Genomic DNA, 21,664 nt, shown 5'->3' on the forward strand with positions numbered 1-21,664 from the left:
CTTGTTACGTTCTTTGCTGGTATGGGCGCCGGACTGGGCACTGGCTTTGCCGGAATGAGTGCGGCGGCAGTCATCAGTCCCATGCTGATCACTTTTTTGCATATGGATCCCTACATGGCGGTGGGCATTGCCCTGTCCTCTGACGTGCTGGCAAGCGCCGCTTCTGCCTATACCTATGGAAAAAATAAGAATCTGGATATCCGCAACGGACTGATTATGATGGGGGCTGTGCTTGCCTTTACTGTGGTGGGCAGCTTTGTGGCAAGTCTGGTACCCTCCACCACCATGGGAAACTTTTCTGTGTTCATGACTTTTTTGCTGGGCATCAAGTTTATCCTCCGGCCGGTGATGACCACCAAGGAGGCCATGCAGGGGGTATCCGCCCAAAAGCGTGCCATACAATCCCTGGTATGCGGTATGCTGATTGGTTTTATCTGCGGCTTTGTAGGTGCAGGCGGCGGCATGATGATGCTTCTGATTCTGACCTCCGTGCTGGGGTATGAGCTGAAAACCGCCGTTGGTACCAGCGTGTTCATCATGACCTTTACCGCCCTGACCGGTGCCGTGTCCCATTTCGTGATCGGCGGTACTCCGGACTGGCTGGTGTGGGGCTTGTGCGTGATGTTTACCTTAATCTGGGCGGAGGTTGCTGCGGTGCTGGCGAATAAGGCAACTCCAAAGACTCTGAACCGTGCCACAGGCGTGATCCTGGTGGTGTTGGGCATTGCCGTGATGGCGTTTTCCCGGATTAGCCAATAGCAGCAAGGGTTACAGCCCATGAAGTTGATGGGTGTGGAGAAGGCAGCATCAAGTGATTGCATCCAAAAAACAGCGTCATGTATTATACATGGCGCTGTGTTGTGTTTGGAAACCGGTTACCTCCGGTTTGTTCGGCGGTGATAAAATGCAGCTTTTCGCCGATTGGGATGAATGGCTCCAAGCCCTGTGGCATAAATCTGCCACAGCCGTTCCGCTGCTTGTGCCATCCCCTTTAGAGCGGCTTGCTCGTAGAGTCTGACCGCCTCCGGCAGATTCTGTTGTACCCCATTTCCCTGTTCCAGCATGCGTGCGGCTTTGTACATACAAAGGGGATCCCCGGCTCCGGCACCTTGATTTGCCCAGAAGAATGCCTGTGCTGCGTCCTGCTCCACCGGGTATCCCTGCGCATAGGCATCACTCAGCACCAGCATCGGTCCCACTGCCCCTGCGTTTGCAGCCAAGGTATACCATGCCAGCTGCTTTTTGTGCTGCTCTACCATGTGCTTGTCCGGCTTTTTCCGGGGCGCATCCGGGCTGTGCAGCAGTAAGGCCATATCGTAAAAGGAAATATGGGTATCCGTCAGCTCCAAGTCCCCCAGAGCAGTCAGAGCCTCCAGAGAGCCTGCCCTTGCGGCACGCCGGTAGTAATCCATAGCATCCGCCCGGCTGTACGCCTCTGTTCCCGGTTCTGCATACGCCTGGGCTGTCGCAAGCAGTGCATCCAGCTGGTTTGCCTCAATGGCTTTGTCCAGCCATTCCACAGCCTGTTCCATATCCCCTTGCTTCTCGCATTCCTGTACCATCCACCATAGGGCATCCTTGCTGCCTGCATGGATCTCCTCCAGCAAAATGGTTCGGACAGGGCGCAGACCTATGCCCTCCGCTGTCAGGGTTTGTGCCTGGGCATGCCCCAGATCAGCCGCCTGGTGCAGCATCCGTTCCGCTTCCGTTGCCTGTACGGGATAGATTCCCTGGTCATACAGCCGATACAGGGCAAAGCATGCGTCCGGGTCGTTCTGCCCTGCCGCATGTCGTAGCAATCCCAGTGCCTTTTCCCGATCCTTTGATGCCGGAGAAAGGGCAAGCTGTTCTGCGGCATCTATATTTCCCAGGTGGGCAGCCCGATTCAGCAGCTTCAGCGCCTCCGACTGCCGCAGCTTCAGCAACAGCTCCTGTGCCTTTGCATAGCACAATGCACCCTCTGCTGTCGTCCGTTCCCGGCAGTACTGCATTCTTCTCCGAATCTCCGGATCCTCCGGTCCTTGCTGATAACAGCGGAGAGCGTCCTGCCACTTGCCCTCCAATTCCCGCAGGAATCCTTGTCGCACCGAAGCGTGGGGATCTCCCTGGGCATCGTTCCGCCCGTCCGCCAGGACTGCCCAGCCCATTTGTATATCCACAAGCTCCGGCAAGGAGAACCAGGATCCGGCGAAAGCCATATCTGCCGGATCGCCCAGCGGAACTCCGTTCAAATTCAGGTTATCGGCTGCATGTGTTCCTTTCAGAAGGGCTGCGGCATTCCGGACACGCTGACTCAGTTGGTCTGCCAGCGCCCTGCTGTCCGGGAAATCCTCGGCAAATGCGTCATACTCCCGGATCCATTCCTGTGCTTTTTGTTCCGGATCCTCTCCGGGCTTGAGATTCAGAATCCATTCCGCTTTCATAGCTTCCGCCTCCTTTGCATGGTGTGGGAATTGCAGTTGGTTTGCCCCTAGTATAGCACAGTCGCAGCAGATTTGCAAGCAGACTGCACTATTTTTGCAGTGGACTTGACAAGAGGTTAAGCATATTCTATTCTTATACTAACGAACGTTAGTTAGCATAAACGCGTGATGGAGTCGGCGATTGAGGCAACACCACACGATTGAAAGGGTTGAGCATCATGAAAAAACCATTGATTCAGCGGCTGGGGCTGCTGGGGATCCTGAGCCTGCTGTCCTATGGGGCGGCAGTGATATTTGCCCCGCTTGTCTATCCTGGCTACAACTGGATGGCACAGGCGGTCAGCGATCTGAGCGCAGCAAACGCCCCGTCCCTTGCCCTGTGGAATCAGCTTAGTGCCCTGTATAACACCTGCGAGGTGCTTTGTGTTACAGTGGTATGCCTGGGCATTCAGGGCAGAAAGAATCGGTTGCTGCGGAGCGGCATCTACCTGTTTGCGGCTATGGAATGGATCTCGGCGGTGGGGTACCGGATGTTTCCCCTCAGTGACAGCGGCTATGGGGGCACTCTACAGGATCGGATGCACATCCTCGTGACTGTTCTGGTGGTGCTGCTGTCCATACTGTCTCTGACGCTGATCCTCATTGCCGGGATCCGGCATCGGGATTGCCGTTCCTACGGGATCTGCGCCGGGATCGCCCTTGGCATGATGCTGGTAGGAGCACTGGGTATGAAGCTGGTGCCTGCTGCATATTTCGGCGTTGTGGAGCGGTTCAGTGTGTTTGCTGCTACTGGCTTTGATGCTGCGCTTGGTGTGCATCTGTTCTGCATGAAGCCTGCCGGGTCTCCTGCTTCAGAGCAGCAAAAGGAGCACATGTGAAAGTTATTCGTATCCGGGAGGTATCATATGAACAGCATACAAGTAAATCCACAATCTGCAAGGCGTCTTGCCGTTTATGTACACGGGAAGGGGGGCGATTCCAAGGAAGCGGAGCATTACAAGCCGCTGCTTGCCGGGTGGGATGTGACGGGCTTTGATTATCACGCACAGAATCCATGGGAGGCGCAAGCAGAATTTCCTGTCTTTTTCGAGGAGCAGCGAAAAGCGTATGACACCATTCTCTTAATCGCCAACAGCATCGGCGCTTTCTTTTCCATGCATGCCCTTTCCGGCAGGCAGGTGGAGCAAGCACTGTTGATTTCTCCTGTGGTGGATATGGAAAAGCTGATTCGCAGCATGATGACCTGGGCAAATGTGACTGAGGAGGAGCTTTCCGCCCGGGGAGAGATCCCCACCAGCTTTGGCGAGACTCTGTCCTGGGAATATCTTTGCTATGTGCGGCGGCATCCCATCCGGTGGGACGTGCCTACCTGCATTCTCTACGGGGACAGGGATAATCTGACTGCTCCCGGGGTTATGTCCGCATTTGCGGAGCGAACCGGCGCAGTTCTGACGGTGATGCAAGGCGGCGAGCACTGGTTTCATACGGCGGAGCAAATGGCGTTTCTGGATCGCTGGGTCAGAACGTCCCTGGACTGATACTGCATTCGGAAAGGAATGCTGAGAAGCTGCTGATGGGGCGGGTGGTTATACCCGCTGGGCAATACGAAAAAAGAGCAGCCGGAGCTGCTCTTTTTTCATGCAGTTTTACAGCCGCTGGCTGAACAAGCCGTGCTGTGTGCAGTACCAAAGCAATGTGCTTTGGGGCAGATAGGGCAGCCGGGTTTCCAACGTCCATTCCGGGTACCGCTTTTTGAGGATGAGGGTATCTCCGCTGAGCAGTGCCACAAAGGAAATATAATGCTCCCGGTGCATGCTGTGCTCTGTGGTGATATACCATTCTCCATCGTTCCGCTCTGCATGCAGCATGTGTGCCGGGTCAGTTTTTTGCGGCTCCAGCGGGGACAACCGCCGTCCGCAGCAGCTGATGTCCGCATTCTCCTGTGAGATCAACAGATTGCCGCATTCCGGACAGAGATAAAACCGCATGCGCTTCAGATTGCCATTGGTCAAGTCATTCGCCTCCAGATCCCCCCGGAGCAGGGTGTCCGTGTCCACCTCCAGGGCTTGAGATAATAGGGGAAGGATGGAAAGATCCGGTGCACCGCAGCCCCGTTCCCACTTGGAAACAGCCTTATCGCTGACCCCCAGCCGTTCCGCCAGCGCCAGTTGAGTCATGCCCTGCTCCAGTCGCAGACGGCGGATCAGGCTGCCTGTTCTGATCTGATCCATAGTGTCACCTCCCGTATTTCATTGTACCGGATTCCGGGGCAGTTTGCAATCAACGCTCCGTAGAGTGGAGTGTCAGTTCCGCCATAGCGGCATAGTGCCGGACGGTGAAGGCTTCCGGTGCCATATGCTCCAGCATCTGCATATGCTCCTGTTCCCAGGCTGCAATCTGCTCCGGCGGCAGGGAGGCGCCCACACCCCGGCATGCCCGCATGCGTCCATTCCAGCTTTCCCGGGTAAAGGGTACGTCCAGCAGATATTCCTCTCGGTGGGTCAGGGTAAAATACGCCCCATAGCAGTCGGGGATGCTGATGGGGTGCATGGTTTCGCCTGCACCGGTCCAGCTGGGGTTGTATTTCAGTACCAGCTGCTCACTGGCGTTGGCAACCGGATCCTCAAAGGGCAGCCATTCCATGCACAGAAACAGCACCCGTCCGCCGGGTCGGAGCATCCGGGCAAGGAGCGGAGCTACCTTCCCGTGGTCAAAATACCAGTAGCACTGACAGGCAGTGATTACGTCGAAGCTGTCGGTGGGAAAGTCCAGCTGTTCTGCGGAGCATACCCGATAGGTAATCTGCATACCGGCGGACAACTGCTTAGCCTGACTGATCTGCTGTGGGGAGATGTCCGTGCCCGTCCACTGCGCCCCGTATGGGTACAGGCTTCTGGGCAGTACGCCGGTGCCCGTGCCCAGATCCAGGGCAGCTTGTCCGGCGGTGCACAGTCCCCGTGCAAGGATCCGGTCATAAAACGTCTGTGGATAGATATCCCGGTACCTGGCGTAGTCCCCGGAGGTTCTGCCCCAGTCAAAGCCGTTGCCTCCGTCAATGTTCCGGTTTGTCAGTTCCATATGCCTGCCTCCTTTTGTGATTTGTCTTTATTATAGCATGGTCGGGAATCCTGTGCAAGCTGGTTTGCTTTGTTAGAATTTCACAAATGGAAACGGCATCCTTTATGAATTCGTACAAAAAGCTTCAGAAAAGTGTCACACGGACTGAAAATACTTGACTTGCAAATAAATAAAATGATATACTGGAACAACAGGGGATGCATGGAATCGATATCATAAAAAATGTACTGAAACAGGATTGATTCAGATTCTGCAAACCAACGAAGGAGGATTCCGCATGATTACACTGGAAAATGTACATAAGATCTACAACCCCAAGAAAGCCAACGAGTTTGAAGCCCTGAAGGGAGTCTCTCTGACCATTGAGGATGGGGAGATGGTGGCGATCATCGGCAAATCCGGTGCCGGGAAGTCCACCCTGCTGCATATACTCGCTTGCATTGACAGCTATGAATCCGGCGAGTATAAAATTGATGATACTCTGGTAAAGAACCTGTCGGAAAAGCAGTATGCCCAGATCCGGAACGAGAAGATCGGTATGGTGATGCAGGATTTTGCCTTGGTGGATGATTTCACCTGCCTGGAGAATGTGCTGCTGCCTTTGGATTTTGCAAAGCACAAAAAATCCAACCGGAAGGAGCTGGCACTGGCAGCGCTGAAGTCGGTGAGCATGGACAGTATGGCGAAAAAGCCGGTGAATAAGCTGTCCGGCGGGCAGAAGCAGCGTGTTGCCATTGCCAGAGCCATTGTGAACCAGCCCAGCATGGTGCTGGCGGATGAGCCCACCGGCGCTCTGGACAGCAAGACGGCGGAGGAGATTATGCATGTGTTCAAGGAGCTGAATCACCAGGGCAAGACAGTGGTGATCGTCACCCACGACATGGGGGTGGCGAAGCAGTGTGACCGGCTGATCGAAATTTCCGATGGTAAGATCCTGGAGACAGCCAGCTGAACCGGATGCATACAAAAACGCCTCTGTTTTACGACGGAGGCGTTTTTATTTTCGGATGGGGTCACAGGGATGCAAAGATATTGGCACCCTTGGTTTTCAGCCAGCGGTACAGCAACAGGGAAAGCCCGGCGGTCAGCAGGCATACGATGCCAAGATATACGGATGCGCTCATGATTCGATCACACAGGAAGAACAGTCCCCCCAGGGCAACGGAGTAGATCCAGCCGCCCATCATAGCTACAAAAACGCTGAAGTTTTGCTTGATGGGTACCATTTCGTTGGTCCAGGTCAGATTGGGGGATTTTATTCCAAGCATCAGATCGGACAGGGCGGAGAATGCCACAAACAGCAGGCTTGTGACAACCATCAGCAGCTGTTCCGCCAGGGTGCCCGGCAGGATGATTGCCAGACAGACGCTGCACAAAAATGCCGGAGGCGCAGTCAGCAGCAACTGTACCTGGAGCTTTGCTTTCAGTGCATCCCAGGGACGCACCGGCAGGGACTGGATCAGCCACAGGTTCTTGCCTTCTAAGGATACGGAGGGGGTTGCGCTATCGTTCATGGAGGCGACCATGCAGACAATGGCACAGGCCAGCACCGGAATGAATCCTGAATACTCAGAGCAGATCTTTCCCAGTGTGGGAAGGACAGTGCCGCTTTTGATCAGTACCGCCACGACGATCACCAGCAGGAACAGAGTGCCCATGGTGCAGTTGAGAATGTAAACGGGACTGGAGGCATATCTGCCGAATTCTCTGCTTAGCAAAGCACCGGAAATGCTCCGGGTACGAATGGCATCGGCTCTGAAGGCAGCCTTTTTGGTTTTCCCGGTGGCAGTGGCAATGTGCAGGAAGCTGCGGGACAGGATTCTCCAGGTCAGCAGCAGCGCCAGGACGGTTGCCAGGGTCACCAGTCCCATAGCCTTCCAATCCCCTTCGCCAACTCTTGCAAACAGGTACACCGGGTAGGCACTGCCCTGGATTTCCTGCCCATATGTCACGGCGTTTGCGATCAGATTCCGGAGAGTACCCTGCGCTTTATAATAGAAGAAGTAATAGGCACCAATGAACAGCAGGGATGTGAGCACGCGGATGAAGCTTTTGTTTTTCAGCTTCAGACTGATCCTTGCTACCATCCAGCCCAGCAGGCAGGACAGCACCAGTACGATCATGGAAATGATGAGCACCATCAGAGTGCAGCCCAGGATCACTGCCGGGGTGACGGTGGTATAGACGCAGTAAACGATGGCGGCGGGAATGGTGACGACAGCGGAATACATGAGTCCCATCAGATACACGCTCAGCAGTCGGGACAGGATGATGGAACGTACTGGAATGGGCTGGGACAGGAGCAGCTCGTTGTCCTTTGCCAGATACAAGCCGGAAAAGGTGTTGAATACACTACCGAATGCGCCCAGAAAAATGCCCAGCAGCCCCATGATGCCAAAGACCATCCAGCTCATCTGCAGGGGAATAAAGGCTTTGCACAAGCTCACGGACAGGGCGGTGAACATGGTGCCCAGCATGCCGATCATGATAATGGCGAACAGGACGACAAACCCGATCACAGCACCGGTGGAACGTTTTTTATTGGTTTTTGGATTGTAAAAGTAGTTGCGGAAGATCTCCATCAGCTGCTTTTTCACCAGTAGCTTCAGCATGTTTCTCCCTCCAGTTCCAGGAATACCTCCTCCAGACTGTCGTCGCCTTTGACCTCCTCCAGAGTGCCGGAGCGGATCAGCTTGCCGCCCTTGATGATGGCGATCTTATCACAGAGCTTTTCCGCCACCTCCAGTACATGGGTGGAGAAGAAAATGGCGCCGCCCTGGTCGCAAAGCTCCCGCATCATGCCCTTGAGCAGGTGGGATGCCGTGGGATCCAGTCCCACAAAGGGCTCATCCATGAGTACCAGCTTGGGCTGGTGGATCCAGGCGGAGATAATGGCGAGCTTCTGCCGCATGCCGTGGGAGTAGGACGCCACCGGCTGTGCCAGATCCCCGGTCAGCTCAAACAGATCTCCGTATTTCTGGATCCGTGCCTTCCGGTCTGCGGCAGGGAGCCGGAAAATATCCCCGATGAAGTTCAGATACTTGATACCGGTCATGTACTCGTAAATGTCCGGATTGTCCGGAATATACGCCAGCATCTGCTTGCAGCCCAGGGGATCCTCCTGGATGGAATGTCCCCCGATGGTGATCTTGCCGGCGTCAAATTGCTGAATGCCTACAATGGACTTGAGGGTTGTGGTCTTTCCGGCGCCGTTGTGGCCGATAAAGCCGTAGATCTCTCCCGGGGCAATGTGCAGGGACAGATCGTCCACTGCCTTCTTGTCCCCGAAGCTTTTGGATAGGTGTGAAATTTGCAGCATAGGTTACTCCTTTTCGATTATGCTCCGGAACAGGGTATCCCTGTCCAGATGGTTTGTGACGAATTCCGGTATTTCCTTGCAGGCTTTGCAGACGCTGAGACTGACAGAGGTGAGAATCTGCCGGATCTCCTCCGGGGAATAGGGGCAGCAATTGGTGACGATCAGTGCGGCAAGGCTGTGCGCAACCAGCCACACATCCCGGAAAAATTGCTTTGCGGCGGCTTCGTCCAGCTGATAGATCTGTTGCAGGAACTCCAACACCAGGTTCTGGGTGCGCTCCATTTCTTCCATGGCTTTGCTCTCGCTGCCTGGGGCAAGCGGTAAAAACAGCAGTCGGTATAGCTCCGGCTCCTGGGTGGCAAAGCGGATATACTGCTCGCCCAGCCCGATAAAGGGATGCACCTGCTCCAATCCTTTTTTGATGTAGCTGTGATACAGAGCCTGCGCTGCCTGCCGGACTGCCTCCTGTACCTGCTGCATGTTCTGAAAATAGGTGAAGATGGGACGGGTGGATACCCCCAGAACGGCGGCGATCTGACGGGTGGTCAGGGCAGCGGTGCCCTTTTCCCGGACGACCTGTAATGCAGCATTCACGATCTCTTCTTTTGTAAATTTGACGCTTGGCGGCATGCCTTCATCTCCTTGTATATATCGTTAGATGCGCAACACTTGTTATTATACATCCATCGACCGGATTTGTCAAGGCGCCAGGCTTGCTTTGTGCGGTATCGCCTCAAGAAAAAACGCCTGCCGGATGCTCCGACAGGCGCAGATATACTTGTCTTTAGTCCACATAAATACGGGGGACCCGTTTGGAAATGCCGCAGACCACCTCATAGCCGATGGTGCCGTACAGGGATGCCAGCTCGTCAGCGGTGATCTGCTCGTCACCGTCCTGACCGATCAGGGTCACGATCTCGCCGCAGCGCAGGTCGTCAATGGCAGAAACGTCCAGCATCAGTTGATCCATGCAGATCCGTCCCACGATGGGGCAGCGCCTGCCCTTCACCAGCACATCCGCCTTGGAGGACAGCAGCCGGGAATAGCCGTCCGCATAGCCCACGGTTACAGTAGCAATCTTCATGCAGTGATCCGCCTGGAAGGTGCGGCCGTAGCTGATGGAGGTGCCGGGCTGAACCCGTTTAATGTGGGAGATCACAGCCTTGAGGGAAAGCACCGGCTTGAGATCCAGCGGCACCGGCAGGGGATAGTTGGGTGCCAGTCCGTACATGATGATGCCCACCCGGGCAAGGGTGCTGTTTGCATCATTGTGATACAGCACACCGGCACTGTTGAGATAATGCAGGTGCTTCAAATGTACGCCCCGCTTCATCAGCTCCGTTCCAACGGATCGGATAAACTGCTTCTGGGCTTCGGTGTATGCATTCTGCTCCGGATCATCCGGCATATCCGCCACTGCAAAGTGGGTGTAGATGCCCTCGATCTTCAGATTTCGCAGGAAGGACATGTCCTGGATGCTGTCTGCACAGTCACCGGGGGTGTCGCCGGTGATCCCGATGCGCCCCATGCCTGTATCCAGCTTTACATGGCAGCGGATGGGGGTGCGGGTACGGGCGTTCAGAGTGCAGGCATACTCGGCGGAAACAATGCCCTGAATGATGTTGTTCTGGGCAAGGGTGTCTGCATACTCCGGCGGTGTGTATCCCAGGATCAATACATCACTGTCCGGGCAGTACTGGCGCACATGCAGCGCCTCATCCAGGTTGGAGACGGCAAAGTAGCGGATGCCGATCTGGGTCAGTTTTTGCAGGATCTCCGCTTCGCCGTGTCCGTATGCATCCGCCTTGACAACAGCCATGATCTGGGTGTTTCCCTGCAGGGAGGCGGAAATGGCACGAATGTTTGCTTCCAGGGCGGACAGAGAGATTTCAGCCCACGCACGTTTTAGATATGGTTTCAAAATAACATTTCCTTTCGGCTTGAAATATCAACGGTTTTATGCTATACTATGGAAGAACCAAAGAACGGGGGATGTGTATGCGAGAAAAAACAGTCTGCTTTTCCGGTCACCGCCCCGAAAAGCTGCCCGGCCCCAACAGCGAGGATGCCCAGCTGCTGATGATGGTCAAAAGCCTTTTGTACTACCAGATCCGCCGGTCGGCAGAGGAGGGCTACACCCGGTTTATCACCGGTCTTGCAAGAGGGGTGGATCTTTGGGCAGCGGGATATGTGCTGGAATTGAAACGGGATTTTTCCGGCCTGCAGCTGATCTGCGTCAAGCCCACCGAAAACCACGGAAAAAACTTTCGCGGAGAGGATCGGTACTTGTTTGACAGTGTGCTGGCAAGGGCGGATGAAATGTACTGCACCGGCAGTCACTATACCCGCAGGTGTTATCAGATCCGGAACCGGTATATGGTGGATCATGCCCAGCGGCTCATTGCGGTGGTGGATGACTACAACAGCGGTACCGGTCAGACCATCGGTTATGCCCGCAAATGCGGACTGGAGCTTTGCGTCATCGACATCGGCAAGCTGCGTGACAAGGCAAAAGCCGAACCCGACGAACCTATTATAGCACCTTTGCAGGCAAATTTCAAGATTTAAGATTATTTAACACTTTCCACAGCGTTTTCAACATTCTGCATAATCCACATGACTTTTCTGCATATTCCTTATAACGCCCCTGAAAATACGTGGATTCCTGCAAAAATATACAGGATCCGCTGTGGAAAGCGACATGGAATCAAAAGAAAGGAGCGAAAGCGGTGGGATCCGCTTTCACAGATACACTATGAAGAAAAACACAGGCAGCATCGCCATTCCCTTTCTGATCACCCTGCTGGTCAGCTTCGTTATCATTGGCGGCATTATTTTCTTCCTGTTCGGCGGCTTTGGCGGCGGAGGGGATTCCCTCAAACAGCTGGAGCCGGAGATCACCCTGATCTCCGAGGAGGATCAGTTCAATTTGTTCTGCGTATTGGATACGGAGGAATCCGACAAGCCTGTGTGCTACATGATCTTCCGGTTCAACCCGGTGGCAAAGCGGAACACCTGCATCGCACTGCCGGCGAACCTGGCAGTCAACAATAACGGCGCATCCACCAAGCTGGACAATGTATATCACATGTCCGGCGTGACAGCTGCCCGGGACGCTGCGGCGGCAGCGCTGAACATGGCTCTGGATCGGTACATGGTCTTTGACAGCACCTCCTTTCAAAAGCTATGCTCCATTCTCGGGGGTGTAGAATGCATTGTAGATGAAAAGATTGTCGGATTGCAGGAAAGCGATAAAATGCAGTATCTGGGAGGCAGCCAGATTCAGCTGTATCTGACCTATCCGGACTTTACGGGCGGTGAGGCACAGCGTATGGTGGTGGTGGATTCCACCATTGCGGAAATGCTGAACCAGACCGACGGCTCCCGGATCAGTGAGACGCTGGATCGGAGCTTCTCCACCATCATCAACCTGGTAAAGGACTCCGATGTGACTGCCCAGGACTATAAGAACCGGAAGCATGCCATGAAGTATATGCTGGAGTATGCTCCCGGCTCCACCGGATATTACTACCTGTCCCTGCAGCAGACGGGGGATCTGCTGACGATCCCGGAGAATACCCTGAAGAACATGCAGGAGATGGTGAAGTAAGATGAACGAGCCATTGATCTTCGACAGCCACGCCCATTATACCGACCCGGCATTTGATCCGGACCGGGAGCAGGTACTGGCGGCATTGCCGGAGCAGGGGGTGGCACGGGTAATGTTGGCGGCATCGGATCTTGTCAGTGCCCGGGCGGGGATTCAGCTTGCAGCACAGTACGACTATATTTACACCTCTGTGGGCATCCATCCGGAGGAAGCCGGCAGGGTGCCGGCGGATTATCTGGAAACCCTGGAGCAGCTGCTTGCCTGCCAGAAGGTGCATGCCATCGGAGAGATTGGTCTGGATTACCACTATCCGGGCTATGACCCGGCGCAGCAGAAGATGCTGTTTTGCAGTCAGCTGGAGCTTGCCGCAAAGCATGATCTGCCGGTGATTATGCACTGCCGGGATGCCACCGGTGACTGTATGGAGATCCTGCGGCAATATCGCCCCAAGGGGGTCATGCATTGCTTTTCCGGGTCGGCGGAAACCGCCAGGGAGCTTGTAGCTATGGGGCTGTATGTGGGCTTTACCGGGGTGGTGACCTTTAAAAATGCCAGACGGGCGCTGGAGGCTGTCCGGGCTGTGCCCATGGATCGGCTGCTGGTGGAAACAGACTGCCCCTACATGGCGCCGGTGCCTTACCGGGGCAAGCGCTGCGACAGCTCCATGATCCCCATGACCGCCGGACGTATGGCGGAGGAAAAGGGCTGCACCCTGGAGGAGATGCTCCGGCAGACCGGGGAAAACGCAAAGCGGCTCTTTTCTGTGAAATAGGACAATGGCGCAAAATCGGGTTGCTTTTTTTGCCGGATTGTGCTATAATAGAATGCATATTCCCGGGGAACGGGAGAAGTGAAAGGAGTGGGTTTCCGCTAGCCGGAAATCCGGATAATACTATGATTGCAATTGGCTGTGACCACGCCGGTTATCCTCTGAAGCAGGAGCTGCTGGCGCATTTATACGCAAAGGGCATCGCTTATGAGGATCTGGGGTGTGACGGAACCCCCTGTGATTATCCCCGGATTGCACAGGCAGTCTGTGAGAAAATCATCAGCGGTAGCTGTGAATGCGGCATTCTGATCTGCGGCACGGGCATTGGCATGTCCATTGCCGCCAACAAAATCCCCGGCATCCGGGCTTCCGTATGCGCCGATGGGTTCAGTACCCGCTACACCCGTCTGCACAACGATGCCAATGTGCTGTGCCTTGGGGCGAGAGTCATCGGCAGTGGACTTGCACTGGAGCTGGCAGATATTTTTCTGGAAACCGGATTTGAGGGCGGCAGGCATCAGAGACGTCTGGATATGATCACACAGCTGGAAGCAGCACACACGAAGGGAGAATGAACCATGGCAGTACAGAGAATTGACCACCCGCTGGTACAGCATAAGATCACGCTGATGCGGGACAAAATGACCGGCCCCAAGGAGTTCCGGGAGCTGGTTGCAGAGACCGCAATGCTGATGTGTTACGAGGCCACACGGGATCTGCCCACAAAGGAGATTGAGATCGCAACCCCTATGGGCGTTGCAAAGTCCAAGATTATTTCCGGCAGAAAACTGGCGTTTGTGCCCATCCTCCGTGCAGGACTGGGCATGATGGACGGTCTGATGACCCTGGTGCCTGCCGCAAAGGTGGGGCATATCGGTCTGTTCCGGGATACCAAGAGCCACGAGCCGGTGGAGTATTATGTAAAGCTGCCGGAGGATATTGCAGAGCGTGATGTGATCGTGGTGGATCCCATGCTGGCAACGGGACATTCCGCTGTCCAGGCGATCCGCATCCTCAAGCAGGCAGGCGTTGCAAACGTCAAGTTTATGTGTATCATCGCCTCTCCGGAGGGCATTGCCGCTATGCAGGCAGCATATCCGGAGGTTGACATTTACTGCGGCGCAGAGGATCAGGGACTGAACGCAGACGCTTACATCGTTCCCGGTATGGGAGACGCCGGTGACCGGATCTTCGGCACCAAGTAATTGTATCAGAAATCAAAGAAGCCCGGCTGTATTAGGTCGGTACTCATATAGAAGTTTTTCAACAACTATTATGTAAAGACCTATACAGCAGGCTATACCAAAGAACGACAGATACTTCCATTGTGAGAGGTATCTGTCGTTTTTGGCATTAACCATCTTGAATCATGAACCAAAATATGATATAATAATCATGTAACTCTTAAATCAGGAGATGATTGTATGCATGATTACTTTCAAAGAGATAATATTGAATATTTAAAGAATTCCTATGGAAAAGAACAGTGGATACAAGTAGCTGGAGAATGCTCTCTCCATAACGCAAAGGCAAGTTTTTGGTGTTGTTTGTTTTTAGTTGATCATTTAAAAGAAGTAATGTCTTCTCCTGAATGGGATTCATCGAATACAGATTGCTTTCCAGGATTCATTTGTTCTGGAGATAGTACACATTACTATAGGTATTCATCTCTTTGCGATTATATTGAACCATTGTTATTTTATAGAGAGTTTTATGGCGTTAGGAAAAACTACGTTGAGGTAAGCGAAGAATTTCGCCTGTTGAATAATATGTATTATGATACTAATGACAATAAATTCTACGCCGTTTTAGATAGTGGTAACAGTGATGAAGCGGTTCGCATTAAAGACAATGTGAATGTCTTTGTCAACATAAAATACCTAAAACGCTATGCGGCAGCTAAACAGATGGGAATACTCTTATTTTTTGACATACGATATGAAACATCAGGTGGGTTAGCTGAAAACACTCTGTCGAGTCTTAATGAAGAATATACAGATGAATCTTTGATATATGATTTATTTGGAGATGAAAAGAAATCTTTTAGTCGCTACGCTTTTAGTAGGTTGCTCGGTAAGAAAGTAATACTGCCCCAACCTGTTTCTGAATGTGGTTATTTCCCATATGAGAAAAAACGAGAATATCTTGAATATATTATTGGTTGCGATGAAAATGGTGATGATCTGACATATACTTCAAATCCTGATAAGTTAGCTAATTATTTTGGAGCTAATCCAGATGCTCCTCATTACTTAACGCCTGTTTTTTTCAAGCGAGGGGTACTTGATAAGTATTTAAAGCGTCCTGATCTTTATAAAATTACTGATGGAAGATTATCTTGTGGGTATCTGTGGAGTATGGAGATTGATAATGATCATAAAGCGTATGTTGCTGCATATTTAGGAGATTTGGGACGTGACTTACCTGAAGATGAACAACTTCATTGGAAAAGCTATAATGTTCTATGTGATGAAAAGCCAAGTAAAACTGCAATTATGAGGGATATGTGTAACATTCCTGCCGAACCCAATGTTATTGATTTAAAATTCAAAAGAGATTATAAAGCTTTACAGGAAAAATGGAACGGAAAATACAGATGGTGTATTTTCAAGGAGCTGACTTCTAAGGACAAGTACAATCTCGATAATATAAGGATTCCTTCATCAAATAGTCAAGAAGAATTTGACACTCTTGTTCTATCACTTGTTAAGTGCGTTATTGATTCGCTTAATGAAGAAATGCTTGTTATTGCCACTCCAGAAGATAATGACGGAAAAACAATTCGTGGAATAAGTAAACTTCAAACTTGGCTGTCAGAAAACGGTGCAACCGACTATGAAAAGCATATTACTTTCCTTAGAAATCTACAAGAGTTGCGTTCTACCGGAACAGGACATAGAAAAGGGAAAAAATATGATAAGGTTAGTAAGCTATTTAATATAGACCAAAAGTCATTAATCGATGTATATGAGCAAATACTATCTCAAGCAGATGAGTTTATTATGTTTCTGACTGGATTTATAGGATGAAGTCAAACAGCGTTTTATAACAACAAAAGACAGATACTTCATTGTGAGGTATCTGTCTTTTTCACTATATTAAAACTCATCCGAAAATGCTATCCAGCTTCGTTTCCAATGTCCCATCCTTTGCCAACGGCAGTGCATCGCACTGACGCAGATGATGCTTCTCGATCAGCTCTCCACCCTCAAAACCGAGAATGAAGTATAGGGCGATCTGGTAAATGATCTCAGTCGGAGCAAGCCCATATACCTGATTTTCAAAGATATGCTGCAACCGCTGTGTCTCATCAGGGAACGCCTGTTTCATCCCGTTGCTGTTGAACAGCCGCTTAACGATCTCTGCGATATACAGACCTGATTTCATATACAGATCAGCGAATGTCTTGTTTGGATCTTCAAAACAGCCAGGATTCTCCTGCTCCAGCATATCTACCATCTGCTTCACGATACGTTTCGGTGTGAATATTTGATTGGTCTTCTGCGGCGGGATGTAGTCGAAAATATCCTCTGTATGCGACTCGTCAAAGTAATTGCCCAGCCTTGTCCGCAGTGACAGAAACTCCTTGATTGAGTCATCAAATACAACTGGATCAAACAGCTTTCCGGGATAATGCTTCTCCTCACCCGTCTCTGCATCTGTATAAGAACCGCCGTCGCGCAGGAATCGAAATTGGTCAAGCGTGATGCTGGTCACTTTATAGAATACTTCATCGGGGATTATCATATCAAAGGTTGAAAGCGTCGTCTCTTCATCACCGTATGCCATTAGGAATGACGGGATCGTCCTTGCAAAGCCACGCAGATGGTCACGGACTGCCTCCTCGATGGTCTCCTTGGTACGCTCACGCTTCTTGGTCTCGACAGTCTTTACGACCTCCTCACACAAAGTTGGTACGGTTTCCTCCAGCACATTGCTGACACGCTCCTTGAAAGCATCGGTCGCCTCCTGCACCAGTGTATCGAACTGTTCATTGACTTCGGCAGCAGTCTGCCCTGTTTCACTCAGATGTGAAAGTGCGTCTTGCCGCTGTGCTTCCAGTGTTTTCTTCTGAATGGAATAATCGCCGTATTCCTGCGTCACAAGCCTGTCCGCTTTCTGTTCAAGTTGCTTTTGGAGCTTCTGTGCATCACGCTTTTTCAGGTCAGCGCCATAGGTATCATTTGTGACCTGCATCACAGGCGCAACAAGTTCCTTGCGGAACACGTCCTGCAAATGGGATATTTGCTGATTTTCCGACGATTCGGGGGCAGCAAGTATCTCCTCGGTCTTGCGTTCCAGCGTTTCGGAAATATCGCTGTAGATCTTATCTCCAAATACGTCCTGTGCCGTGCCGATAACAAATTCGTCCGAAAGCTCCACTTCGCCCTCATCATTGACAGACAGGTCTTCTCTCGTTTCAGGCGATACATCGACCAGATCTCCCTCCGGCGCATTCGGCAGAGAGCGGATAATATCAATGACCTCCGGTGGCGCATTGAAGATATTGGCGATATTCTGAAACAGGAAATTCGACATAAAGCCACGGCGGACGACTTCTAGAGAACGTATCTTTCTCGGAATGGACAGCACTTTCTCTGCATCAAGCTCGATCATCTCACCGTTTTCGTCCTCGCCGATGACCGGGAAGAAATTGATCAGCTCACGTACATTCTGCTTGCGCTGGTCGCTGTCACCCTTGCCGCCGGAAGTGCCGCTGGACAGGTCATTCGCAAATTCCTCGAAGATGATCAGCGTTCTTGCCGGATCAAAGTCAAACACATAGGCGTTTTTCTTCACATGAAGCGTGCCATTTTCCTGATAGCGCCACGGGTTCTGACTGCGGAAAGCCGCCTGCATATACAGTGCCGGAGACTTGATATTGGAGAGCATCAGCACAGCCGTCCATTCCGGAATGGTAATACCCGTGGTCAACTGTCCGACAGACAGCGTGATCGTTTTATCGTTGCGGTCGATGGCATCACGCACCTTGTCGTATGCCTTTTTCGTTTCCTCTTCCTCAGAAAGCTTGCCGTCACCGGCTGCAAGTACGATCTCATACTCACCGAAAACAGGATGCTCTTTGAGCTTTTTTGCCAGAGCCTTTGCACTATCAACACGATTCAGGAGCCAGAAGGTATGTTTCAGCTCTGCGCGGAGTTCGGGCGTTGAGAACGGGAATTTCTCTTGTGAAGTCAATGCTTCAAGAAAACGGTCAACAGACTCCTCATACACAAAATCTCCGTTTGCCTTGACTGAGAAAAACAGATTCAGGTCAAAGGCGTACTCCTCCGTTTCGCCCTCGATCTCGACACCCTGCTTCAATTCCTCACGGATGATCTCGGACATCTGATAGGTAAACAGATTGAGCTGCGGCAAGTTCTCATAGGGATTATTGCGCTCCGGATCATTCCAGCCTGACTTTGCCTTCTGCTCGTCGGCGTATGTCCAGTTGTAGATCGCATCGGACGGGAATTTGTCATTTGCCAGCGCCTTGAACGGAGTACCCGACAGGTGCAGGGTGTGATTACGCTTGATCTGATGAAACGCCACATCGGTCTTGGAAGTATCAACGCCCTCATGTGCTTCGTCAATGACCAGCAATTCCCACTGCATATTGACAAGCTCTTTCAGCTTGTCATGCTGACCGCCGAAATACAGAGAGCCTTTCAGGTCTTGAAGGCTGACAAATTCGATGCAGTCTGCAAGTTCTTTCGTCAGGCTGTCGGTGTATTCCTCACGGGACGTCACAAACGGCTTGCCTTTCAGGGCAGATACCTCGCTCACAAAGCGGAATCCCGATTCCGTGCCGATGAATTTGACAAAATCCTCATACCACGAATTTGCGATAGCGGGGCGGTTCGTCACGATCAGGATATTGCAGGCATAGTCGCCCTTGGTCGCCTGCAAGTGCTTGCAGAGGTCGTAGGTCGCAAGTGTTTTGCCGAAACGGGGCTTTGCATTCCAGAGAAATTCGCTCTTTTCGTGGCTCATAAAGTAGTCAAATGTCTGCAAGACCGCCTGCTCCTGCTCGGCACGGAGTTCATAGGCGATCGTTCCGACCGTATCCAAAACGCCCTTGGTACGGCGGAATTTCGAGTACAGCGTGAAAGATTCATCGCCGCTGATGCGGAACCACTCAGGCTGTTTCTTTTCGCCGTTCATCGGCGTCATACGCTCAACGCCCTGCTTTTTGAGATAGGCGTGGAAATCACTGTCACGGAAATACGTCCTGCCATCGGCAAAAACAGCAACATCGCTCCATTCGGTGTGGTGCGGGATATGCGCCGTCTGTAACTGCTGACGGATGCGGTCTTCCACATCGTCCTACTCGGTGTAGCCGATCTTCACCCAGCCGTCATGGTCGGAGATCGTGGGAGTGGTATAGCAATAACAGCGCGGCATAGCCGTTCTGGTGGTCTGAATGTTGATATTAGCCACTTATTTCATCTCCTTTACATGGGTTTCGATGAATTTGATCTCATCGGGTGTCAAGCCGTATTTTTTGTAGAGCTGCCTGTCTATTTCAGCGATGGGTTTGCTCCAGTCGATGTCGCTGGTGGGGGTGAAGTCTTGGAGAGGGACGTATTTCCATTTATCCGCATTAAGGTCTTGTGTTACTTTTAATACTCCTAATAAAGCTCTTGCAAATTTAGTTTTAATATACTTTAGTGCTGCTTTAGCTTCATCCTTTGTTTCAAATCCACCCAAACCAAGAAATGTATGAGTAAAGCCAGATGCAGGCGGTAAGATTTCAGGCATTGTGATGATGCTTCCAAAGGCTCCATTTCCATCTGCTTTTGGCATTATAATTTTATATTTTTGAATATTAGTATCACTAAGATCAACATATTCATAAGAAATATATCTAAAGCTTCTCTTTTTTTCATATATTCCATAGATCTGTATGTCTCCTCTATTTTGTTTTTCTGAATGAAAACAATCAAAACTTAATACGTTGCTTGACATTCTTCTTTCGTGTCCTTCATAGTGTGAAAAATCTCTAAAGAGATTTTCTGAGTTAAATTTTGTAGCAACAAAAGCCAATTCAGCCAGAGAATTATTCTCTACAAATTGAAGTATCCGTTTAAGTATAGTGTTTAATTGAGGGTAAATTGTAAATGTCTGAATCGCACCAAACTCATCCATTGTATTTCTATAAGATATAACTACACCGCCCTTGATGTCGGTATTTGGGAAAATTGTACTTGCATCTCCTTCATACATCAAAATCTTAAAGTGGCTATCGCTTAACATTTTTTTTATTCCACTGCTTAGGTGTTCTACCCGCATTGAAAAGAAATCGTGCTGGATGGATCAACTCAACAGCATTGGCGACTTCATATGCAGCTTCCATAAAACAATGATACACCGGTAGAGCGGTTGTACTTTCTCCCTGTCTATCTTCCTGATACGGCGGATTGCCAATTACAAAATCAAATTTCATGCCTTTACCTCTTTTCTTCAGACCTTTGAACAGCTTTGAGATATCTTTTCGCCAGTCATATATTTTACAGTATATTATCTCATCGTCGGTATTCTCGTCGTCCTCAAACAGCGACAACTGCACGACTTCATCGTTCGGGATACCATAGGGTGGTGTATCGTTCAAGCCGTCCATCTGCCAGAAGTTCCAGCAGATCACATTCAGGAACTTTTCAAGCTCCTTTAGTGTTGCCTGCCTGTGCCATTTTGCTTCGGTGTAGTCCGCCAGTGTATACAGCAGGTTCATGCGTGCGATCATCAGGTTGTCCCCCTGATACTCATAGCCGTAAACGCTCTGAAATGCCCGAAACGCCCACTTGAACCACTCGGCTTCATCGGCGGCGTTCTCGTTCACGATACGCAGCTTGCGGTCAAGCATTCCAATACGCCGCTCTATTGGAATGATCTCACCCGTAGAGGTATCATAGCGGGACACGATGTAGGGGGCTTCTCCGCAGGTGATCTCCAGCCAACGGGAATCCACATACTGCTTCCAGTCTTTTCCCTCCGGGAATGTGACCGGCTCGGTGCTGACCGTCCACTCCTGTCCGTCCTGATGATTGAACACATCGGCTCGCCCGAACCACTCCGCATCGCAGTGGTTATTCATCTGATTGACGATCCACGCAGGCGTGAAGACTTCGGCACGCTTGCGGGTGCGCTCCGTCTGCTCCGCTGCCGCCTTGTATACTCTCGGCTGGATGTCGCAGGAATCAAAGCCCAGCAGCACACCCTCGGTCATCTGCGAATCATCTCTATATCCCGCACCGTAGCCTGCATAGCTGTCCGATGCGAACAATATATTTTTCCTCGTGGTCTTATCCTGCAGCAGCCGCCCTACCAGCCCTCTGATCGGATAAGCATCCAGTTTTATCAGTTCTTCCAAAGGAACACTCCTCACTTGGCTAAACCGGGAGTTATGCCTGCATACCTGATAAATGCGGTGTTATACTATGTAAAGTATCGTGTGTAGTGAGAGG

At 51.4% G+C, this 21,664-nt stretch carries 20 protein-coding genes; 10 read left to right on the plus strand and 10 right to left on the minus strand.

Annotation, left to right across the window (positions count from 1 at the left end; genetic code table 11):
• Positions 1-21: 21 nt before the first annotated feature.
• On the plus strand, positions 22-759 hold the full coding sequence (locus RUM_RS03795; protein ID WP_338056977.1) for a sulfite exporter TauE/SafE family protein: 738 nt from the start codon (positions 22-24) through the stop codon (positions 757-759).
• A 116-nt stretch (positions 760-875) separates the two neighbouring features.
• Here RUM_RS03795 and RUM_RS03800 read toward each other — a convergent pair whose 3' ends face one another.
• On the minus strand, positions 876-2,423 hold the full coding sequence (locus tag RUM_RS03800; protein WP_015557883.1) for a tetratricopeptide repeat protein: 1,548 nt from the start codon (positions 2,421-2,423) through the stop codon (positions 876-878).
• A gap of 218 nt (positions 2,424-2,641) precedes the next feature.
• Between RUM_RS03800 and RUM_RS12320 the strand changes: the two genes are divergently transcribed.
• Both RUM_RS12320 and RUM_RS03815 read left to right on the plus strand, forming a co-directional pair.
• Complete coding sequence (locus RUM_RS12320; RefSeq protein WP_015557884.1) at positions 2,642-3,301, plus strand: DUF998 domain-containing protein; 660 nt, start codon at positions 2,642-2,644, stop codon at positions 3,299-3,301.
• A gap of 27 nt (positions 3,302-3,328) precedes the next feature.
• Positions 3,329-3,961: an alpha/beta hydrolase gene (locus RUM_RS03815; protein WP_015557885.1), complete on the plus strand. Its 633-nt coding sequence runs from the start codon at positions 3,329-3,331 to the stop codon at positions 3,959-3,961.
• 108 nt (positions 3,962-4,069) lie between these two features.
• On the opposite strand, the gene RUM_RS03820 is transcribed toward RUM_RS03815, so the two are convergent.
• Both RUM_RS03820 and RUM_RS03825 read right to left on the minus strand, forming a co-directional pair.
• On the minus strand, positions 4,070-4,654 hold the full coding sequence (locus RUM_RS03820; protein ID WP_015557886.1) for a helix-turn-helix domain-containing protein: 585 nt from the start codon (positions 4,652-4,654) through the stop codon (positions 4,070-4,072).
• A 49-nt stretch (positions 4,655-4,703) separates the two neighbouring features.
• Positions 4,704-5,501, minus strand: a complete 798-nt coding sequence (locus RUM_RS03825; protein ID WP_015557887.1) for a class I SAM-dependent methyltransferase — start codon at positions 5,499-5,501, stop codon at positions 4,704-4,706.
• Positions 5,502-5,778: 277 nt separating this feature from the next.
• Between RUM_RS03825 and RUM_RS03830 the strand changes: the two genes are divergently transcribed.
• Positions 5,779-6,453 carry an ABC transporter ATP-binding protein gene (locus RUM_RS03830; protein WP_015557888.1) on the plus strand — a complete coding sequence of 225 codons (675 nt, stop codon included), beginning with the start codon at positions 5,779-5,781 and terminating at the stop codon, positions 6,451-6,453.
• Between the two features lie 61 nt (positions 6,454-6,514).
• Here RUM_RS03830 and RUM_RS03835 read toward each other — a convergent pair whose 3' ends face one another.
• The 4 genes from RUM_RS03835 to alr all read right to left on the minus strand — a co-directional run bounded on the left by RUM_RS03835 (position 6,515) and on the right by alr (position 10,741).
• Positions 6,515-8,113, minus strand: a complete 1,599-nt coding sequence (locus RUM_RS03835; protein ID WP_015557889.1) for a hypothetical protein — start codon at positions 8,111-8,113, stop codon at positions 6,515-6,517.
• Positions 8,107-8,820, minus strand: a complete 714-nt coding sequence (locus RUM_RS03840) for an ABC transporter ATP-binding protein (RefSeq protein ID WP_015557890.1) — start codon at positions 8,818-8,820, stop codon at positions 8,107-8,109. Before RUM_RS03840 ends, RUM_RS03835 begins: the two co-directional genes overlap by 7 nt.
• Positions 8,821-8,823: 3 nt before the next feature.
• Positions 8,824-9,450, minus strand: coding sequence for a TetR/AcrR family transcriptional regulator (locus RUM_RS03845; protein WP_015557891.1), 627 nt, complete (start codon positions 9,448-9,450; stop codon positions 8,824-8,826).
• A 154-nt stretch (positions 9,451-9,604) separates the two neighbouring features.
• The gene (gene alr / locus RUM_RS03850) at positions 9,605-10,741 is read right to left on the minus strand and encodes an alanine racemase (protein WP_041326252.1); all 1,137 of its coding nucleotides are present in this window, start codon (positions 10,739-10,741) and stop codon (positions 9,605-9,607) included.
• Between the two features lie 77 nt (positions 10,742-10,818).
• Between alr and RUM_RS03855 the strand changes: the two genes are divergently transcribed.
• From RUM_RS03855 to RUM_RS03880, 6 genes are all read left to right on the plus strand, one after another.
• Complete coding sequence (locus RUM_RS03855; protein WP_015557892.1) at positions 10,819-11,388, plus strand: SLOG family protein; 570 nt, start codon at positions 10,819-10,821, stop codon at positions 11,386-11,388.
• A gap of 133 nt (positions 11,389-11,521) precedes the next feature.
• Positions 11,522-12,430: an LCP family glycopolymer transferase gene (locus RUM_RS03860; protein WP_081459971.1), complete on the plus strand. Its 909-nt coding sequence runs from the start codon at positions 11,522-11,524 to the stop codon at positions 12,428-12,430.
• A 1-nt stretch (position 12,431) separates the two neighbouring features.
• Entirely contained in the window at positions 12,432-13,202 is a 771-nt protein-coding gene (locus RUM_RS03865) for a TatD family hydrolase (protein ID WP_015557894.1), read from the plus strand.
• A 122-nt stretch (positions 13,203-13,324) separates the two neighbouring features.
• The gene (gene rpiB / locus RUM_RS03870) at positions 13,325-13,774 is read left to right on the plus strand and encodes a ribose 5-phosphate isomerase B (RefSeq protein WP_015557895.1); all 450 of its coding nucleotides are present in this window, start codon (positions 13,325-13,327) and stop codon (positions 13,772-13,774) included.
• Positions 13,775-13,777: 3 nt separating this feature from the next.
• On the plus strand, positions 13,778-14,404 hold the full coding sequence (upp, locus tag RUM_RS03875; protein WP_015557896.1) for a uracil phosphoribosyltransferase: 627 nt from the start codon (positions 13,778-13,780) through the stop codon (positions 14,402-14,404).
• Positions 14,405-14,623: 219 nt separating this feature from the next.
• Positions 14,624-16,228 (plus strand): hypothetical protein, encoded by a 1,605-nt coding sequence (locus RUM_RS03880; protein WP_015557897.1) that lies wholly within the window; start codon positions 14,624-14,626, stop codon positions 16,226-16,228.
• Positions 16,229-16,304: 76 nt separating this feature from the next.
• On the opposite strand, the gene RUM_RS03885 is transcribed toward RUM_RS03880, so the two are convergent.
• The 3 genes from RUM_RS03885 to RUM_RS13050 all read right to left on the minus strand — a co-directional run bounded on the left by RUM_RS03885 (position 16,305) and on the right by RUM_RS13050 (position 21,570).
• Entirely contained in the window at positions 16,305-19,520 is a 3,216-nt protein-coding gene (locus tag RUM_RS03885) for a DEAD/DEAH box helicase (RefSeq protein ID WP_242821746.1), read from the minus strand.
• Between the two features lie 120 nt (positions 19,521-19,640).
• Positions 19,641-20,456 carry a class I SAM-dependent methyltransferase gene (locus RUM_RS12940; protein WP_015557899.1) on the minus strand — a complete coding sequence of 272 codons (816 nt, stop codon included), beginning with the start codon at positions 20,454-20,456 and terminating at the stop codon, positions 19,641-19,643.
• Positions 20,443-21,570, minus strand: coding sequence for an Eco57I restriction-modification methylase domain-containing protein (locus RUM_RS13050; protein WP_081459972.1), 1,128 nt, complete (start codon positions 21,568-21,570; stop codon positions 20,443-20,445). The genes RUM_RS12940 and RUM_RS13050 overlap by 14 nt, the downstream gene beginning before the upstream one ends.
• Positions 21,571-21,664: the final 94 nt, after the last annotated feature.

Source organism: Ruminococcus champanellensis 18P13 = JCM 17042 (genome assembly GCF_000210095.1).
GTDB classification, from domain to species: Bacteria; Bacillota; Clostridia; order Oscillospirales; family Ruminococcaceae; genus Ruminococcus_F; species Ruminococcus_F champanellensis.

Coding starts and splice junctions, on each gene's coding strand:
- RUM_RS03795 (WP_338056977.1), top strand. CDS start 22: ATGGGCGCCGGACTGGGCACTGGCTTTGCCGGAATGAGTGCGGCGGCA.
- RUM_RS03800 (WP_015557883.1), bottom strand. CDS start 2,423: ATGAAAGCGGAATGGATTCTGAATCTCAAGCCCGGAGAGGATCCGGAA.
- RUM_RS12320 (WP_015557884.1), top strand. CDS start 2,642: ATGAAAAAACCATTGATTCAGCGGCTGGGGCTGCTGGGGATCCTGAGC.
- RUM_RS03815 (WP_015557885.1), top strand. CDS start 3,329: ATGAACAGCATACAAGTAAATCCACAATCTGCAAGGCGTCTTGCCGTT.
- RUM_RS03820 (WP_015557886.1), bottom strand. CDS start 4,654: ATGGATCAGATCAGAACAGGCAGCCTGATCCGCCGTCTGCGACTGGAG.
- RUM_RS03825 (WP_015557887.1), bottom strand. CDS start 5,501: ATGGAACTGACAAACCGGAACATTGACGGAGGCAACGGCTTTGACTGG.
- RUM_RS03830 (WP_015557888.1), top strand. CDS start 5,779: ATGATTACACTGGAAAATGTACATAAGATCTACAACCCCAAGAAAGCC.
- RUM_RS03835 (WP_015557889.1), bottom strand. CDS start 8,113: ATGCTGAAGCTACTGGTGAAAAAGCAGCTGATGGAGATCTTCCGCAAC.
- RUM_RS03840 (WP_015557890.1), bottom strand. CDS start 8,820: ATGCTGCAAATTTCACACCTATCCAAAAGCTTCGGGGACAAGAAGGCA.
- RUM_RS03845 (WP_015557891.1), bottom strand. CDS start 9,450: ATGCCGCCAAGCGTCAAATTTACAAAAGAAGAGATCGTGAATGCTGCA.
- RUM_RS03855 (WP_015557892.1), top strand. CDS start 10,819: ATGCGAGAAAAAACAGTCTGCTTTTCCGGTCACCGCCCCGAAAAGCTG.
- RUM_RS03860 (WP_081459971.1), top strand. CDS start 11,522: ATGGAATCAAAAGAAAGGAGCGAAAGCGGTGGGATCCGCTTTCACAGA.
- RUM_RS03865 (WP_015557894.1), top strand. CDS start 12,432: ATGAACGAGCCATTGATCTTCGACAGCCACGCCCATTATACCGACCCG.
- rpiB (WP_015557895.1), top strand. CDS start 13,325: ATGATTGCAATTGGCTGTGACCACGCCGGTTATCCTCTGAAGCAGGAG.
- upp (WP_015557896.1), top strand. CDS start 13,778: ATGGCAGTACAGAGAATTGACCACCCGCTGGTACAGCATAAGATCACG.
- RUM_RS03880 (WP_015557897.1), top strand. CDS start 14,624: ATGCATGATTACTTTCAAAGAGATAATATTGAATATTTAAAGAATTCC.
- RUM_RS12940 (WP_015557899.1), bottom strand. CDS start 20,456: ATGTTAAGCGATAGCCACTTTAAGATTTTGATGTATGAAGGAGATGCA.